This is a genomic window from Devosia sp. 1566 (genome assembly GCF_004005995.1).
Lineage (GTDB): Bacteria > Pseudomonadota > Alphaproteobacteria > Rhizobiales > Devosiaceae > Devosia.
Window position 1 is genome coordinate 1662440 of sequence record NZ_CP034767.1, and the last position, 15829, is coordinate 1678268.

General features: G+C 60.6%; 10 protein-coding genes. All 10 read left to right on the forward strand.

Going from position 1 to position 15829, the window contains the following annotated elements; genetic code table 11:
• Positions 1 to 4 precede the first annotated feature (4 nt).
• The 10 genes from nuoL (at position 5) to dnaE (ending at position 15710) form a co-directional block, all read left to right on the forward strand.
• Positions 5 to 2113, forward strand: a complete 2109-nt coding sequence (gene nuoL / locus ELX51_RS08180) for an NADH-quinone oxidoreductase subunit L (protein WP_127753049.1) — start codon at positions 5 to 7, stop codon at positions 2111 to 2113.
• Positions 2113 to 3621, forward strand: coding sequence for an NADH-quinone oxidoreductase subunit M (locus ELX51_RS08185; protein ID WP_127753050.1), 1509 nt, complete (start codon positions 2113 to 2115; stop codon positions 3619 to 3621). The genes nuoL and ELX51_RS08185 overlap by 1 nt, the downstream gene beginning before the upstream one ends.
• Before the next feature lie 12 nt (positions 3622 to 3633).
• The gene (gene nuoN / locus ELX51_RS08190; protein ID WP_127753051.1) at positions 3634 to 5079 is read left to right on the forward strand and encodes an NADH-quinone oxidoreductase subunit NuoN; all 1446 of its coding nucleotides are present in this window, start codon (positions 3634 to 3636) and stop codon (positions 5077 to 5079) included.
• Entirely contained in the window at positions 5080 to 5916 is an 837-nt protein-coding gene (locus tag ELX51_RS08195; RefSeq protein ID WP_127753052.1) for a biotin--[acetyl-CoA-carboxylase] ligase, read from the forward strand.
• A 73-nt stretch (positions 5917 to 5989) separates the two neighbouring features.
• A complete protein-coding gene (locus ELX51_RS08200; RefSeq protein ID WP_127753053.1) occupies positions 5990 to 7663 on the forward strand; it encodes a ribonuclease J in 1674 nt (557 codons plus the stop codon).
• Positions 7664 to 7759: 96 nt separating this feature from the next.
• Positions 7760 to 8008 (forward strand): DUF1467 family protein, encoded by a 249-nt coding sequence (locus ELX51_RS08205; protein ID WP_127753054.1) that lies wholly within the window; start codon positions 7760 to 7762, stop codon positions 8006 to 8008.
• A gap of 397 nt (positions 8009 to 8405) precedes the next feature.
• Positions 8406 to 9755 carry a proline--tRNA ligase gene (gene proS, locus ELX51_RS08210; RefSeq protein ID WP_127753055.1) on the forward strand — a complete coding sequence of 450 codons (1350 nt, stop codon included), beginning with the start codon at positions 8406 to 8408 and terminating at the stop codon, positions 9753 to 9755.
• Positions 9756 to 9814: 59 nt separating this feature from the next.
• Positions 9815 to 11119: an ABC transporter permease gene (locus ELX51_RS08215; protein ID WP_127755221.1), complete on the forward strand. Its 1305-nt coding sequence runs from the start codon at positions 9815 to 9817 to the stop codon at positions 11117 to 11119.
• The gene (locus ELX51_RS08220) at positions 11112 to 11798 is read left to right on the forward strand and encodes an ABC transporter ATP-binding protein (protein ID WP_127753056.1); all 687 of its coding nucleotides are present in this window, start codon (positions 11112 to 11114) and stop codon (positions 11796 to 11798) included. Before ELX51_RS08215 ends, ELX51_RS08220 begins: the two co-directional genes overlap by 8 nt.
• 456 nt (positions 11799 to 12254) lie before the next feature.
• Positions 12255 to 15710: a DNA polymerase III subunit alpha gene (dnaE, locus tag ELX51_RS08225; protein WP_127753057.1), complete on the forward strand. Its 3456-nt coding sequence runs from the start codon at positions 12255 to 12257 to the stop codon at positions 15708 to 15710.
• Positions 15711 to 15829: the final 119 nt, after the last annotated feature.

Below are 15829 nucleotides of genomic sequence, written 5' to 3' on the forward strand. Positions count from 1 at the left end.
CGCTATGATCCAAGCGATTGTTTTCCTGCCCCTCGCGGGCGCCCTCATTGCCGGCCTGCTGGGCCGTATTATCGGCCATCGGCCGAGCGAATTCATCACCACCGGCTTGCTGATCATTGCCGCAGTGCTGAGCTGGATCGTCTTCCTGCCCATCGCCTTTGGCGGCGGGCTGGTTGGAGCCGAGATTGCCGAAGGCAGCCACGCCGCGGTGCTCAAGGTCGACCTGATGCGCTGGATTCAGGTCGGCAGCATGAACATGCACTGGACGCTGCGCGTCGACACGCTCACGGCTATCATGTTGGTGGTCGTCACCACCGTTTCCAGCCTCGTGCACGTTTATTCGATTGGTTACATGGCCGAGGATCCGCATCGCTCGCGCTTCTTCGCCTATCTGTCGCTCTTTACCTTCGCCATGCTGATGCTGGTGACCGCCGACAACTTCCTCCAGATGTTCTTCGGTTGGGAAGGCGTGGGCCTCGCCTCCTATCTGCTGATCGGCTTCTGGTACACCCGTCCATCGGCCAATGCTGCCGCCATGAAGGCTTTCATCGTCAACCGCGTAGGCGACTTTGGCTTCATGCTCGGCATCTTTGGCGCCTTCATGGTGCTCGGCCATCTCGACTTTGACAGCGCGTTCCATGCTGCCCCAGAGGCAGCCGAAGCGAGCATGCGGTTCCTGAACTGGGACCTGCATGCGATGACGGTGATCTGCCTGTTGTTGTTCATGGGTGCCATGGGCAAGTCGGCGCAGTTCCTGCTTCATACGTGGTTGCCGGACGCCATGGAGGGCCCAACGCCCGTTTCCGCGCTGATCCATGCCGCCACCATGGTGACGGCCGGCGTGTTCATGGTTGCACGGCTGTCGCCGCTATTCGAAACCTCGCCGACGGCGCTGACCTTCATCATCGTGATCGGCGCCATTACCGCCTTTTTTGCCGCGACGGTCGGTCTGGTGCAGAACGACATCAAGCGCGTGATCGCTTATTCCACCTGTTCGCAGCTGGGCTACATGTTCGTGGCGCTGGGGACGGGGGCTTATACGGCCGGCGTGTTCCACCTCTTCACGCACGCCTTCTTCAAGGCATTGCTGTTCCTGGGTGCGGGCGCCGTGATCCACGCCATGCATCACGAACAGGACATGCGCAACATGGGTGGCCTCGCCAAGAAGATCCCGATCACCTATGCCATGATGCTGATCGGCACCCTGGCGCTGACGGGTGTGGGTATTCCGGGCACCGAGTTCATCGGCTTTGCCGGGTTCTTCTCCAAGGACTCCATTATCGAGGCGGCTTACGCCTATGGCGGCAATGTGGGCTCGATGGCCTTCTGGCTGCTGGTGATCGCGGCCGTGTTCACGAGCTTTTACTCGTGGCGCCTCATCCACCTGACTTTCCACGGCTCGCCCCGCGATGCCCAGCATGCGCTGACGGCTCATCCCGAGCCAGAGCATAGCGACCCCGAAACCCATCATGAGCCGGCGGCCAGCGATGCGCATGCTGCCCATGACGATCATGCTCATGGTCATCACGGCAGCGCCTATGACAATGCCCATGAAGCACCCAATGTCATGCTGGTGCCGCTATATGTGCTCGCAGTTGGCGCAGTGTTCTCGGGTGCGGTGTTCTACGGCATGTTCTTCCATGACGTGGGCCATATCGAACACTTCTTCGCCGGATCGGTCGTTATTGAGCCTGAGATCATCGAGGCTGCGCACCATGTGCCATTGTGGGTGAAGTGGTCAGCCACTTTCGCGATGATCATTGGGTTTGTGACGGCCTGGTATATGTATATCCGCTCGCCTGAAACCCCACGCCGGCTCGCTGAGACCAATCCTGGCCTCTACAAGTTCCTGCTCAACAAGTGGTACTTCGACGAGCTCTACAACACGATCTTCGTGCGTCCTGCCTTGTGGATCGGCCGCGCGCTTTGGCATGGCTTTGATGACTGGTTGATCGATGCCAAGCTGACCGAAGGTGTTGGACGGCGGGTCAACAACGTCACCTCATGGGTCGTCAAGCTCCAGTCCGGCTATCTCTACCACTACGCCTTTGTGATGCTGATCGGCATTGCGGCGCTTTTGACCTGGGCCATTGCGGCCGGGGGACTGATCTGATGACCTTCGCCAACACTATCCTGACGATCCTGACTTTCCTGCCGCTTTTTGGCGCAGTGGCGATCCTCTTCATGCCCAGGACGGCGTTCGACGCGATCCGCTGGACCGCATTGGCGACCACGGTGGTGACCTTCGTGCTGTCGCTGTGGATGTGGTCGATGTTCGACCCGGCAAATCCCGGTTTCCAGTTCGTCGTCGACCGCCCTTGGATTGGCGATAATATCGGTTACCGCGTAGGCGTGGACGGCATCTCGGTGCTGTTTGTGGTGCTCTCGGCATTGTTGATGCCGTTCTGCATCCTGGCCAGCTGGGAGTCGATTTCCTTCCGCGTGAAGGAATATATGAGCATCTTCCTCGTGCTCGAGATGCTGATGATCGGCGTTTTCACCACGCTCGATCTGGCCATGTTCTATGTGTTCTTCGAAGGCACCTTGCTGCCGATGTTCCTGATCATCGGCATTTGGGGCGGCAAGCGCCGGATCCAGGCCAGCTACAAGTTCTTCTTTTACACCTTTGTCGGCTCGGTGCTGATGCTGCTGGCCATGATGGCCATGTATTGGAGTGCCGGCACAACCAATATCGCGCGCCTGTTGACCCATGATTTCCCCATCGAAATGCAGCCCTGGCTGTGGTGGGCGTTCTTCGCTTCGCTCGCGGTCAAGATGCCGATGTGGCCGTTTCACCGCTGGCTGCCCGAAGCGCACGTCGAAGCGCCGACCGCTGGCTCGGTGATCCTTGCGGCAATCCTGCTCAAGCTGGGTGGCTATGGCTTCCTGCGCTTCTCGCTGCCCATGTTCCCCGATGCTTCGGCACAGTTTGCCAATGTCATCTTCGTGCTGTCGGTGGCGGCGATCATCATCACTTCGCTGATCGCCCTCGTGCAGCAGGACATCAAGAAGCTGATCGCCTATTCGTCTGTGGCCCATATGGGCTTTGTGACGATGGGTATTTTTGCCGGCAACCAGTTCGGCATCCAGGGTGGCATCTTCCAGATGCTCTCGCACGGCGTGGTCTCGGGTGCCTTGTTCCTGTCGGTTGGCGTCATTTATGACCGGCTGCATACGCGCGACATTGCCGCTTATGGTGGGCTGGTTACGCCCATGCCGCGCTATGCCGTGGCGTTCATGGTCTTCACCATGGCCAATGTCGGTCTTCCCGGCACGTCCGGCTTTGTCGGCGAGTTCCTGACCATGATGGGTGCTTTCCAGGTCAATACCTGGGTGGCGTTCTTCGCGGCCTTCGGCATTATCCTGTCGGCTTGCTACGCGCTGTGGCTGTATCGACGTGTGATCTTTGGCGCGTTCACCAAGGAAACGCTGCGGGGTATGCTCGACCTCAACCTGCGCGAAAAACTGACGCTTTACCCATTGATCGCGCTGATCATCTTCTTCGGCTTCTATCCGGCACCCATTCTCGATACTACCGCGGCCGCGGTCGACAATCTGGTTGCCCACTATTCCGCCTCGATCGGCGCTGCTGCGCCGGCCGAAGTGGCTGTTGCCCACTAGGAGGGGAACCCCGTGAACTCAGACGTCATCGATTTCGCGAGCCTGGCTCCCGCTTATCCTGAGATGCTGATGGCAGTCGGCGTAATTGTGCTGCTGCTTGTCGGTGTCATCCTCAACAAAGAACGTTCTTCACTGGTCAGCATGCTGGGCGTGGTATTGCTGGTGGCAACGGCAGCGCTCGTCGTGTTCCAGCCTGCTGAAGGCGTGCTGTTCAATGGCGTTTTCATCCAGGACGGTTTTGCCCGCTTCATGAAGGCACTGGTGCTGGTTGGTTCGGCATTCGCGCTGATGATGTCGTGGCCGCACGCTGACGAGAACGGCACGCACAAATTCGAGTATTCCATTCTGATCCTGCTCGCGACTTTGGGCATGATGGTGATGGTGTCGGCCAACGATTTGATGAGCCTGTATATTGGCATCGAGTTGCAGTCGCTGGCGGTTTATGTGCTCGCCGCGATCAAGCGCGACGATAGCCGCGCCACCGAGGCGGGCATCAAGTACTTCGTGCTGGGTGCCCTCTCATCGGGCATGCTGCTCTACGGCGCCTCGCTGATCTATGGCTTCACCGGCCAAACCAATCTGCAGGGTATTGTTGCCGCGATCGCCAACGAAGGTCGCTCCATTGGGCTGATCTTTGGCCTGGTGTTCCTGCTTGCGGGCGTCGCGTTCAAGATGTCTGCCGTGCCGTTCCATATGTGGACGCCAGACGTTTATGAAGGTGCGCCGACCCCGGTTACCGCCTTCATGGCCGGCGCGCCCAAGGTCGCCGCCATGGCGCTGATGGTTCGCCTGGTGATGGACAGCTTTGAGCCCATCACCCGCGACTGGCAGCAGATCGTGATCTTCTTGTCGATTGCCTCCATGGTGCTGGCATCCTTTGCCGCCATCGGCCAGAAGTCGCTGAAGCGCCTGATGGCCTATTCATCCATTGGCCATGTCGGCTTTGCGCTTGTGGGGCTTTCCTCCGGCACGCAGGTTGGGGTGGAAGGCGTCGCCATCTACATGGCTATCTATTTGGCCATGACTGTAGGCCTGTTCGCTTGCCTGTTGTCGCTGCGCACCGAAGCCGGTTACGTCGAAAACATCGATGACCTTGCCGGTGCGGCACAGTCTCGGCCCTTTGTGGCGGCCATTTTTGCGATCCTGATGTTCTCGCTGATCGGCCTACCACCGTTGGCCGGGTTCTTCGCCAAGTGGTATGTGTTCCTTGCAGCCATCGAGGCGCAGCTCTTCGTGCTGGCCGTGATCGGCGTGCTGGCTTCAGCCGTGAGTGCCTATTATTACCTGCGCGTGATCAAGACCATGTATTTCGACGAACCGACGCGCCAGTTTGTAGCGGCGCCGCGTGAGCTGACCGTGATCATGGCGGCAAGCGGTTTCCTTGTCGTGACTTACTACTTCACGCTGGGCAATTCGCTTGCCTCTGCCGCTAATGCTGCGGCTGGAAGCTTGTTCTAGGTGACGTCGTTCGTTCTTGGTGGCTCCGCGCGGGCGGCAGGGTATCGCCTGCGCGGATTTGACTCGATCGGCTCAACCAATACTGAGGCGCTCGCCGCCGCGGGGGCGGGCGATCCCGGTGGGTTATGGTTCGCTGCCCGTCAGCAAACAGCAGGCAGGGGGCGCCGTGGACGGCATTGGGAGTCCCCGGCTGGTAATCTGGCCGCCACGCTCTTGATCGTGCCCGAAGCCGACCCCACTTTGGCTGCAACACTCGGCTTCGTAGCCGGGGTGGCAATGAACCGCGCACTTGCTCAATTGCTGCCGGCCGGCAGATTGCGGATCGGCCTCGATGGTGCCGATGGCACTGCAAGTGGTGCGCCCGCGCGGATAGCACTGAAATGGCCCAATGACGTGCTGGCCGATGGTGCTAAGCTCGCCGGCATTTTGCTGGAGGGTCGTAAGGCGCCTGACGGGCGGCAGGCGGTCGTGATCGGCTTCGGCGTCAATGTGGTTGCCGCGCCGACCGGGCTGCCTTATCCCGCCACGAGCCTGCTGGAACTTGGCGCGCCCGAGTCGGCTGAGCGGGTCTTTGCGGCCTTGAGCGATTCGTGGGTTGAAGCGTTCAGGCTGTGGGATGACGGCCGCGGCGTTGAAGCAATCCTTGAGGAGTGGCGTTCCGCCGCTGCCGGGATTGGGGCTCCGGTGGCAATAAATCAGAACGGAGAGGTCCTGCGGGGCGTTTTCGAAACCATCGATGGCAGCGGACGCCTGATTGTGCGCGCGCCTGACGATCGTCGCATCGCCATCACGGCTGGCGACGTACACTTTGGGGCAACGGCCAGCGCCCAGAGCTGACCGCAAATATATGCGTTGACGACCGGTGGCCAAAGTTCGCCGCGCGCCGCGCCAAGAAAGGACTGAATAACCCATGGCTCAAAACCAAAGGGACGAACTCGTTTTTGTGCCGCTCGGCGGCGTCGGCGAAATCGGGATGAATATGGGCGCCTATGGCTTTGGCCCTGAGCGCTCACGCAAGTGGATCGTTGTTGATTGCGGCGTCAGCTTCGGCGGTCCCGATCTGCCGGGGATCGAGCTGATCATGGCCAATCCCGAATTTCTCGAAGAACGCGCTGATGACGTGCTTGGACTGATCCTGACGCACAGCCACGAAGATCACTACGGCGCTGTGCTGGATCTGTGGCCGGGTTTTGAAAAGCCGGTTTACTGCACGCCCTTTACGGCCGCCATGCTGGCCGCCAAGCGGGCAGGGGATGGCATTGTAGAAAATGTCGATGTCACCATCATGCAGCCGGGCAAGCCGTTCAATGTCGGCCCGTTCACCATAGAGGCCATCAACGTCGCGCACTCGATCCCGGAAAGCAATGCGCTGCTGATCTCGACTCCCATCGGTCGCGTGCTGCACACGGGTGACTGGAAGCTCGACCCTACGCCGGTGATCAACAAGCCGACCGATTTTGCCCGCCTGCAGGCTATTGGCGAGGATACCTCGACGCCGCTTGCTTTGGTCTGCGATTCGACCAACGCAATGAAGGAGGGCGAAAGCCCGAGCGAAGCCGAGGTCGCGATCAACCTCGAAGCGCTGATCGCCAATGCACCAAATCGCGTCGCGGTCACGACTTTTGCGTCCAATGTCGGCCGGGTTGTTTCAATCGTACGCGCCGCTGAAAAGGCGGGGCGTCAGGTCGTGCTGTCGGGTCGTTCGCTGCACCGGATCATGGGCATTGCCCGCGAGCTGGGCATGCTCGAAGGTCTGCCGCCCTTGCTGGACCAGGATGCTTATCGTGGCCTGCCGCGCGACAAGGTCGTTTTGATCTGCACCGGCTCGCAGGGCGAAGCGCGCGCGGCCATTGCTCGCATTGCCCGGGGCGAGCACCCGGTCATTGAGCTTAATGCGGGCGATCGCATGATCTTCTCGTCCTGGGCCATTCCCGGCAACGAGCGCGAAGTGATCGATATCCAAAACCTCCTCATCGACAAAGGCGTGGAGCTGATCACCCAGAACAATGGCTTGGTCCATGTGACGGGCCATCCTCGCCGTGGCGAGTTGCAGAAACTTTATTCCTGGGTCAAGCCCGAGGTGCTGGTGCCAGTGCATGGCGAGGCGGCGCATCTGCAGGCCCATGCCAAGCTCGGCCGGGAGTCAGGTATTCCCAATGTGATCGATGCGCGAAATGGCGACATGGTGCGCTTGTTCCCCGAGCCGCTGGCCTTTCCGGCCGAAGTACGCACCGGCGAGCTTTATCTCGACGGTCTGGTGCTGTGCACGCCTGAGGAATCCGGCGTCAAGGGTCGGCGCCGCCTGTCCTTTGGCGGCCATGTGGTGGTCAGCCTCTGCGTCAGCAGCAATGGCCAGATCGTTTCGGGTCCTGACCTGGTTGTTGAAGGTTTGCCCGAGACCGAGGACGAATCCCTGACCGATCTGGTCGAGGACACGATTGCCGGCGTGTTGAAAAGCATGCCCCCCAAGCGGCGCAGCGATGCCGAAGTGCTCAACTCGGCGATATTCAAGGCGATCCGCAACGAGGTGAACCTTTATTGGGGCCGCAAGCCCAATGTTTCGGTGTTCGTGCACAGGGTATGATCGTCCGAGCTGAAGCTTGAGGGCGGCATTCTGCCCCCTCGACTTTAGTATCGGCCGCGCGCATGTCTCGTTGGCAAATAGGAAAGAAGCATTGCCATGCCGATCGGCTCGATCCTCGCTGTCTTCTTTGTCGTCTGGTGGCTCTGCTTTGTCGCAGTGCTGCCCATCGGCACCCAAAGCCAGCATGAGATTGGCGATGTGACGCCTGGCACCGAGCCGGGTGCGCCGGCAGTGCCGCGCTTGTTGCGCAAGGTCATTGTGGCGACTCTCCTTGCTGCAGTTGTGACGCCCTTGCTGCTCTGGGGTGTCAACAACGGTATCTTGCACGACTACTGGAACCGCTGAGTGCGCCGGTTCGGTCGAGGACATCAATACTGAACGGTGATGAGATGAGCCGATGACCGGAACTGGCGCCGGCAAGCAGTTCCACCACCTTAGTCTTGCGGGTAGCGCGACTAGGGTACTGAATCAAAAAAGCAGGGCACATGGCCCTGCTTGTTTGAGTTTGACGACATACGCTGGTCTTAGGCTCGCTCGAAAGCGGCTGCCAACGCTCCTCCCTGACGCTGCCGACGTCTAGCGGTGTGAACCGCCTTTGCTTTATTGACAGGGAACCTAACAAGTTGTTGTAGGACTGTCACGCAGATTCTGCATGCCTTCTATGCTTGAATTGAATGGACGCGCGGCCCTTCAATAGGCATCAAGCAAGCCCTTGCCTCGCTTTAATGTTTTCGGAGTCGCTATGCGCCTGTCTCGCTATTTCCTGCCAGTGCTCCGTGACGTTCCCAAGGAGGCCGAGATCGTCTCGCATCGTTTGATGCTGCGCGCCGGCATGATCCGCCAGCAGGCTTCGGGCCTCTATAGCTGGTTGCCCTTTGGCTACAAGGCACTGATGAAAGTGCAGCGCATCATCGAAGAGGAGCAGAACCGCTCCGGCGCCGTGGAGCTGCTCATGCCCACGATCCAGTCCGCGGATCTGTGGCGGGAATCTGGCCGCTATGATGCTTACGGCAAGGAAATGCTGCGCATCCAGGACCGGCACGAGCGCGAATTCCTGTATGGCCCCACCAACGAGGAGATGATCACCGACATCTTTCGGTCCTACGTGAAATCCTACAAGGATCTGCCGCTCAACCTCTACCACATTCAGTGGAAGTTCCGCGACGAGGTGCGCCCGCGCTTCGGCACGATGCGCTCGCGCGAATTCCTGATGAAGGACGCTTATAGCTTCGACCTGACCAAGGAAGACGCTGTGCGCGCTTACCAGCGCATGTTCGTCGCCTATCTGCGCACCTATGCCCGGATGGGGCTCACCGCCATTCCAATGCGCGCCGATACCGGCCCGATTGGCGGCGATCTCAGCCATGAGTTCATCATCCTGGCCGAAACCGGCGAAAGCCAGGTGTTCTGCCACCGCGACCTGCTGGACAAGCCGATTCCGGCCAAGGACACCGACTTCCGCGGCGACCTCAACCCCATCGTCGACGACTGGACTTCGCTCTACGCTGCCACCGAGGAGATGGTGGACATGGGCGATTACGAGGCCCAGGTGCCCGAGGACAAGCGCATTTCCGCGCGCGGCATCGAGGTCGGCCATATTTTCTACTTCGGCACCAAGTATTCCGAGCCAATGAAGGCGAGCGTCACCGGACCCGACGGCAAGGAAACCATCGTGCATATGGGTTCGTATGGCATTGGCCTGACCCGTCTGCTGCCCGCGATCATCGAAGCTAGCCATGACGATGCCGGCATCATCTGGCCCGTCAGCGTCGCGCCCTTCGAGGCCGTGCTGATCAACCTCAAGGCCGGCGATGCGGCATGCGATGCAGCCTGCGACGCCCTTTATGGCGAGTTGCAGGCAGCGGGTCTCGACATGCTCTATGACGATCGCGATCAGCCAGCGGGCGGTAAGTTTGCTACCGCCGATCTGGTCGGCATTCCCTACCAGATCATCCTTGGGCCACGTGGGCTCAAATCGGGTGAGGCCGAGATCAAGCATCGCAAGACCGGCGAGCGCGAGACGCTGCCCATCGCCGCCGCCGTCGAGCGGCTCCGCTCGCTGATTGAACCGCAAAGAAAGACTGACATTTGACCGATCAGGTCCAGCCCGCCGCGAGCGCTGGCACGCGCCCGTTCTCCCGCTTCGAATGGATGATTGCCGGCCGCTATCTTCGCGCCCGCCGCAAGGAAGCATTCATCTCCGTGATTGCCAGCCTGACCATGGTTGGCGTCGCCATCGGCGTTGCGACCCTGATCGTCGTTATGTCGGTGATGAACGGCTTTCGCGAGGAATTGCTGACCAAGATCCTGGGGCTGAATGGCCACTTCACGGCTTTCCCGATCGAGCGTGAGTTCACCGACTACAAATCTGCCATCGCGGATCTTGAAGAGGTCGAAGGCGTGAACTTCGCGGTTTACTTCGTGGAAGGGCAGGTGCTGGCATCCGGGCGCGGCAATTCCACCGGGGTCAGCGTTCGCGGCATGGACCTGGAGAACATCCAGAAGCTAGACCTGTTGTACCAGGCCGCCGAGCAAGGCGGCTGGGATGGCTGGGATGAAGGCCGTGGCGTTGCCATAGGCTACCGCCTGGCCCAAACGCTTGGCTTGTCGTTGGGAGACCAGGTAACCATCATCAATCCGGATGGGGCGATGACGCCATTTGGCAGCACGCCCCAGATCCGCTCCTACCCGGTGAGCGTCATCTTTGATCTGGGCATGATCGAGTTCGACTCGCTGTTCATGTATATGCCGCTGGAGCCCGCGCAGGATTACTTCAAGCTCGTAGACGAGGTGCTCAAGCCCGGACAGCCCCCGCTCGGACCCATGGCCACTGATGAGGAAATCGATGCCGCCTATGAGCGGGTGCCGCGCGTAACGGCCGCCGAGATCTTCATCGATAATCCCGATGACGTCACGCTCATGCGCGAGCGGCTTTCTGATCCGGACCGTCGTCCATTGGTGTTGACCGACTGGCAGCAGCGCAACGAGACCTTTTTCTCGGCCCTTCAGGTCGAACGCGTGGTGATGTTCACCATCCTGTCGATGATCATCGTGGTTGCGGCCTTCAACATTATCTCGAGCCTGATCATGCTGGTGAAGGACAAGAGCGCCGATATCGCGGTGCTGCGCACCATGGGGGCGACGCGGGGCGCCATCATGCGGGTCTTTTCCATCACAGGCACGACGATCGGGGTGATCGGAACGGTGGTCGGAACCGTTCTGGGGCTTATCATTGCTGCCAATGCCGAGCCGTTGCGGGCGTTTATTTCCAATACGCTCGGAGTGGCGATTTTCCCACCTGAGGTGTTCTTTCTGTCGTCCTTGCCGTCCAAGACCGATCCGCTGGAAGTCACCATCGTGGTAAGCCTTGCGCTCGCGCTGAGCTTTTTGGCCACCCTTTATCCCGCTTGGCGGGCAGCCCAATACGATCCGGTAGAGGCGCTTCGCTATGAGTAGACCGCACCTCGTCCTGACCGATGTTCACCGCCATTATGGCCAGGGGGACGCGACTGTTCGCGTGCTCGAAGCCGCCAATCTGACGGTGGAGAGCGGCGAGCTGGTTGCCCTTGTCGCGCCCTCGGGTGCGGGTAAATCCACATTGCTGCACTTGTCCGGGCTGCTGGAGTCGCCGCAAAGCGGCGAGGTGGAGATCACCGGCATCCGCACCAGCAAGCTTGGTGATCGTGGCCGCACGCAATTGCGGCGATCGACAGTTGGCTATGTCTACCAGTTCCACCACCTGCTCCCCGAGTTCACGGCGCTGGAAAATGTCTCCATGCCCCAGCTGATCGCGGGCAAGACGAGCGCGGAGGCACAAGCCCGCTCCATGGAACTGCTCGACTTGCTTGGTGTAAAGCCCCGGGCGACCCATCGGCCGGCCGAACTCTCGGGCGGCGAACAGCAGCGCATAGCGATTGCCCGAGCCGCGGCCAACCACCCCAAGGTCATCCTTGCCGATGAGCCAACGGGCAATCTCGATCCGGACACCAGCGATCTGGTGTTCGAAGCGTTGCGCTCCCTGATCCGCAACGAAGGCGCCGCGGCCTTGATCGCCACCCACAATCATGACCTTGCTCGCAGGGCCGACCGCATTGTCACCCTGCGTGGCGGTCTGGTCGTCGAACACGCGCTTTAGCCTCGGCCGCTGACGCTTGATGCTCCTTCTCCTCGGCCAGGCCGGGGAGGGGGCGTTTGCTTTCCGTACCTTAGCAACTTGGCCGCCCGCCTGAATGGCCAAGCGCCGCTTGCGTAGCTTCTTGTCTCCGGCTTTACCCCCGGCGGGGACCTCGCTCGCCCGTTCATCCCTTAACGATCAGCTAACCAAACAGCGGCAATCCACGCTGTTCACGGAGTTCAATCTCGACAAGAACAAAACGAGAACATACAAGGAGAGCATTCAACGGAGACACCGACATGATCACCTTCATCAAGGATTTGGCCGCGTTCGTCACCCTCGGCGCCTTCACCATTGGCTCGCTCACCTGGATGGATATCGTCAGCCGACTCGTGTGAGGCTTGTTGTGGGCAACGGCACCGCAATGTGTTCCGCCGCTGCCCGCAGGCTGTCACAAAGACGGCCTAGGAGACGAGCATGAGCGGCCCCGGTTTCATTCACCTTCACGTCCATTCTGCCTTTTCGCTGCTGGAAGGCGCGCTGCAGCTTGAGACCATTCTCAAGCTGGCCAAGGAGGACCACCAGCCCGCATTGGGGATTGCTGATACCAGCAATCTGTTCGGCGCCCTGGAATTCTCCGAGAAGGCCAGCAAGAAGGGCATTCAGCCCCTGATCGGGGTGGAGCTCCCATTCGATTTCGCAGCGGCCGAAGAGCGCGTGAGCGAACGCGGCCATGTGGCTTGGGCCGGCAAATCCAGCGTTGTGCTGATGGCCACCAGCGAAACGGGCTATGCCAATCTGTCGCGACTGGTGTCGCGTGCCTACCTGGAAGGGGAGGGCGGCAATGCCAGCGCGCGCCTCGACTGGCTCAGCCCCGAAGGGCTCGAAGGGGTGATCTGCCTATCAGGCGGGCCCGAAGGAGCCATCGACATGCCCTTCGCCATGGGCCAAGACAACAATGCGCTCGCTCGACTAGATCGACTTTCCAACCTATTCGGTGATCGCTTCTATATCGAGCTGCAGCGCCATGGCAGGGCGGTGGAGGCGTCGGTCGAGCCGCGACTGATCGACTATGCCTACCGCCATGGCATACCACTGGTTGCAACCAACGAGCCCTTCTTCAAATCGGCCAACGAGTACGAGGCCCATGACGCGCTGCTGGCGATTGCCGGCGGCACGGTGCTGGCGCAAACAGAGCGCCGCAAGCTCAACGACCAATATTATTTCAAGACCCGCGCCGAAATGGCGGAGCTGTTTGCCGATCTGCCCGAAGCACTCGATTCGACCATCGAGATCGCTCGCCGGGTCGCCTATCGGCCGCGCACGCGTGGGCCCATCCTGCCAAAATTTGCCGCCGGTTCGCACGCCACCGAAGACGAAGTTGTGGCAGCGGAAGCGGCGGAGTTGCGCCGCATCGCCGTTGAGGGGCTGGACAAGCGCATTGCGACTACCGGCATTGCCCCTGGCAAGAGCGAAACCGAATATCGCGAGCGGCTCGATTTCGAGCTCAGCATCATCGAGAAGATGAAGTTCCCCGGCTACTTCCTGATCGTGGCCGATTTTATCCAATGGTCGAAAGCCCACGACATCCCCGTCGGCCCAGGCCGCGGCTCGGGCGCCGGTTCCTTGGTTGCCTATGCCACCACCATCACCGATCTCGATCCGCTTCGCTACAATCTGCTGTTTGAACGCTTCCTCAATCCGGAACGCGTTTCTATGCCCGACTTCGATATCGATTTCTGCCAGGATCGGCGCGAAGAGGTCATCGACTACGTGCAGCGCAAGTATGGCGCCAGCCAGGTCGCTCAGATCATTACCTTCGGTACGCTCCAGGCCCGCGCCGTGCTGCGCGATGTCGGTCGCGTGCTGCAGATGCCCTATGGCCAGGTGGACCGCATCTGCAAGCTCGTGCCAGCTAATCCGGCCGACCCGTGGTCCATCGAGCGCACCATGAATGAGGTGCCGCAGTTCAAGCAGATGGCGGAGGACGACGAGACGGTTGGCCAACTCGTCGAGATCGCCAAGTCGCTTGAAGGTCTGTTCCGCCATGCCTCGACCCACGCCGCCGGCATCGTGATCGGGGATCGACCGCTGCAAGAACTGCTGCCGCTTTACCGCGATCCGCGCTCGGCGATGCCGGTGACGCAATACAACCTCAAATGGGTTGAACCGGCGGGTTTGGTGAAGTTCGACTTCCTGGGTCTCAAGACCCTGACCACGATCCGTTATGCCGTGGACATGGTCAAGAAGCGCGGGGTCGAGCTCGATATCGACACCATCCCGATCGACGACAAGGCGACCTATAAGCTTTATTCCCGCGGGGATACCTACGGCATTTTCCAGTTTGAATCCCCGGGCATGCGCCGCGCCTTGATGGACCTCAAGCCCGACCGCATCGAAGACCTGATCGCGATGAACGCGCTTTATCGACCGGGCCCGATGGACAACATCCCGAGCTTCATCGACCGCAAGCATGGGCGCGAGGAGGTGGAATATCCCCATCCCAAGCTGAGCGAAGTGCTCGACGAAACCTATGGCATCATCGTCTACCAGGAGCAGGTGATGCAGATCGCCCAGCTCCTGTCGGGCTATTCGCTGGGCGAAGCAGACATGCTGCGCCGGGCCATGGGCAAGAAGATCAAGGCGGAGATGGATAACCAGCGCATCCGCTTCCGCGATGGCTCGGGGCCGCAGGGCGTTAGCGAAGCGCTCGCCGATCAGATCTTCGACCTGTTGGCAAAGTTCGCCAATTATGGCTTCAACAAGAGCCACGCCGCCGCTTACGCCTGGGTGTCCTACCAGACGGCTTACCTCAAGGAGCATTATCCGCACGAGTTCTATGCCGCCTCCATGACCCTCGACATGGCGCAGACCGACAAGCTGTCCGACTTCCGCCGCGAGGCGGGCAAGAAGCGCATAGAAGTCGTGGCACCTTGCGTGAACAAGTCGGAAGTGGTCTTCGCGGTGAAGGACGATCGCATCCATTATGGTCTGTCCGCCGTCAAGGGCGTCGGCAGGGCCATGGCCGAGCACATTGTGGAAGTTCGCGGCGACCAGCCCTTCAAGGACTTGGGCGACTTTGCCCGGCGGGTCGACCCGCGGGTGCTCAACAAGCGCACGCTGGAAACGCTGGTCAATGCCGGCGCCTTCGATGAATTGGTGCCGCGCCGCGAAGTTGCCTTCGCCGCCATGGATGCTGTCATCGGCACCGCCCAGGCGCTGGCGAGTGAGCGCAATGAAGGGCAGTGGAACATGTTCGATTCCGCGGGACCCGAACCGTTCCGCCTGCCCACGGGGATCCCGGCATGGAACTCCACCGAGCGCGCCGACCGTGAACTATCCGCGATCGGATTTCACCTTTCGGCTCACCCGCTGGACGCCTATTCCGACCTGTTCGAAAAGCTTCGTGTGCAGCGCTGGAGCGATTTCGAGCGTGCAGTCAAGGATGGGGCGTCGGCGGGGCGCCTCGCGGGTACTATCGCGAGCCGCCAGGATCGCCGAACCCGCAAGGGCACGCCGATGATGATCCTGACCCTGTCGGACCAGACCGGCACCTTTGAGTGCATCGCTTTTTCCGAACAGATCAACGAGTTTGGCGGCGTGCTGCAGCCCGGCAAGTCCGTGATCCTGCAGGTCGGTGCCGACGAGCGAGCCGACGGCGTAAGCCTCAGGTTGTTGTCCGCCGAGGCGATCGAAGGGGTGGCGGAAAAAGTGGATCGGCGCCTCACCGTCTTTGCTGACGACGCGAGATGCCTCGGGCCAATCAGCGCCCAGCTCAAGCGGGGCGGGGAAGGGTCGGTCAACTTTGTTGTCGTCCGCGGTGGGGGCGAGCGCGAATACGAGATCGAACTGCCAGGGGGCTACCGCCTCAACGCCGAGATCGCCATTGGCATCAAGGCGCTCGAGGGGGTCGCGGATGTAAGGCTGCATTAGGCCCGAGCCATGGCGCCGCATGGGGACCACGGCACAGACTGGTGCTTGCCTTTGCGGCTATCCTCCCCTATATCCGCGCATGTGTCTGGCTGCGGCCAGCGCGATTTCACACACGAGGC

Bases quoted from the DNA above. Each gene is read 5' to 3' on its own strand.
- nuoL (WP_127753049.1), top strand. From the start codon at position 5: ATGATCCAAGCGATTGTTTTCCTGCCCCTCGCGGGCGCCCTCATTGCC.
- ELX51_RS08185 (WP_127753050.1), top strand. From the start codon at position 2,113: ATGACCTTCGCCAACACTATCCTGACGATCCTGACTTTCCTGCCGCTT.
- ELX51_RS08200 (WP_127753053.1), top strand. From the start codon at position 5,990: ATGGCTCAAAACCAAAGGGACGAACTCGTTTTTGTGCCGCTCGGCGGC.
- ELX51_RS08205 (WP_127753054.1), top strand. From the start codon at position 7,760: ATGCCGATCGGCTCGATCCTCGCTGTCTTCTTTGTCGTCTGGTGGCTC.
- proS (WP_127753055.1), top strand. From the start codon at position 8,406: ATGCGCCTGTCTCGCTATTTCCTGCCAGTGCTCCGTGACGTTCCCAAG.
- ELX51_RS08215 (WP_127755221.1), top strand. From the start codon at position 9,815: ATGATTGCCGGCCGCTATCTTCGCGCCCGCCGCAAGGAAGCATTCATC.
- ELX51_RS08220 (WP_127753056.1), top strand. From the start codon at position 11,112: ATGAGTAGACCGCACCTCGTCCTGACCGATGTTCACCGCCATTATGGC.
- dnaE (WP_127753057.1), top strand. From the start codon at position 12,255: ATGAGCGGCCCCGGTTTCATTCACCTTCACGTCCATTCTGCCTTTTCG.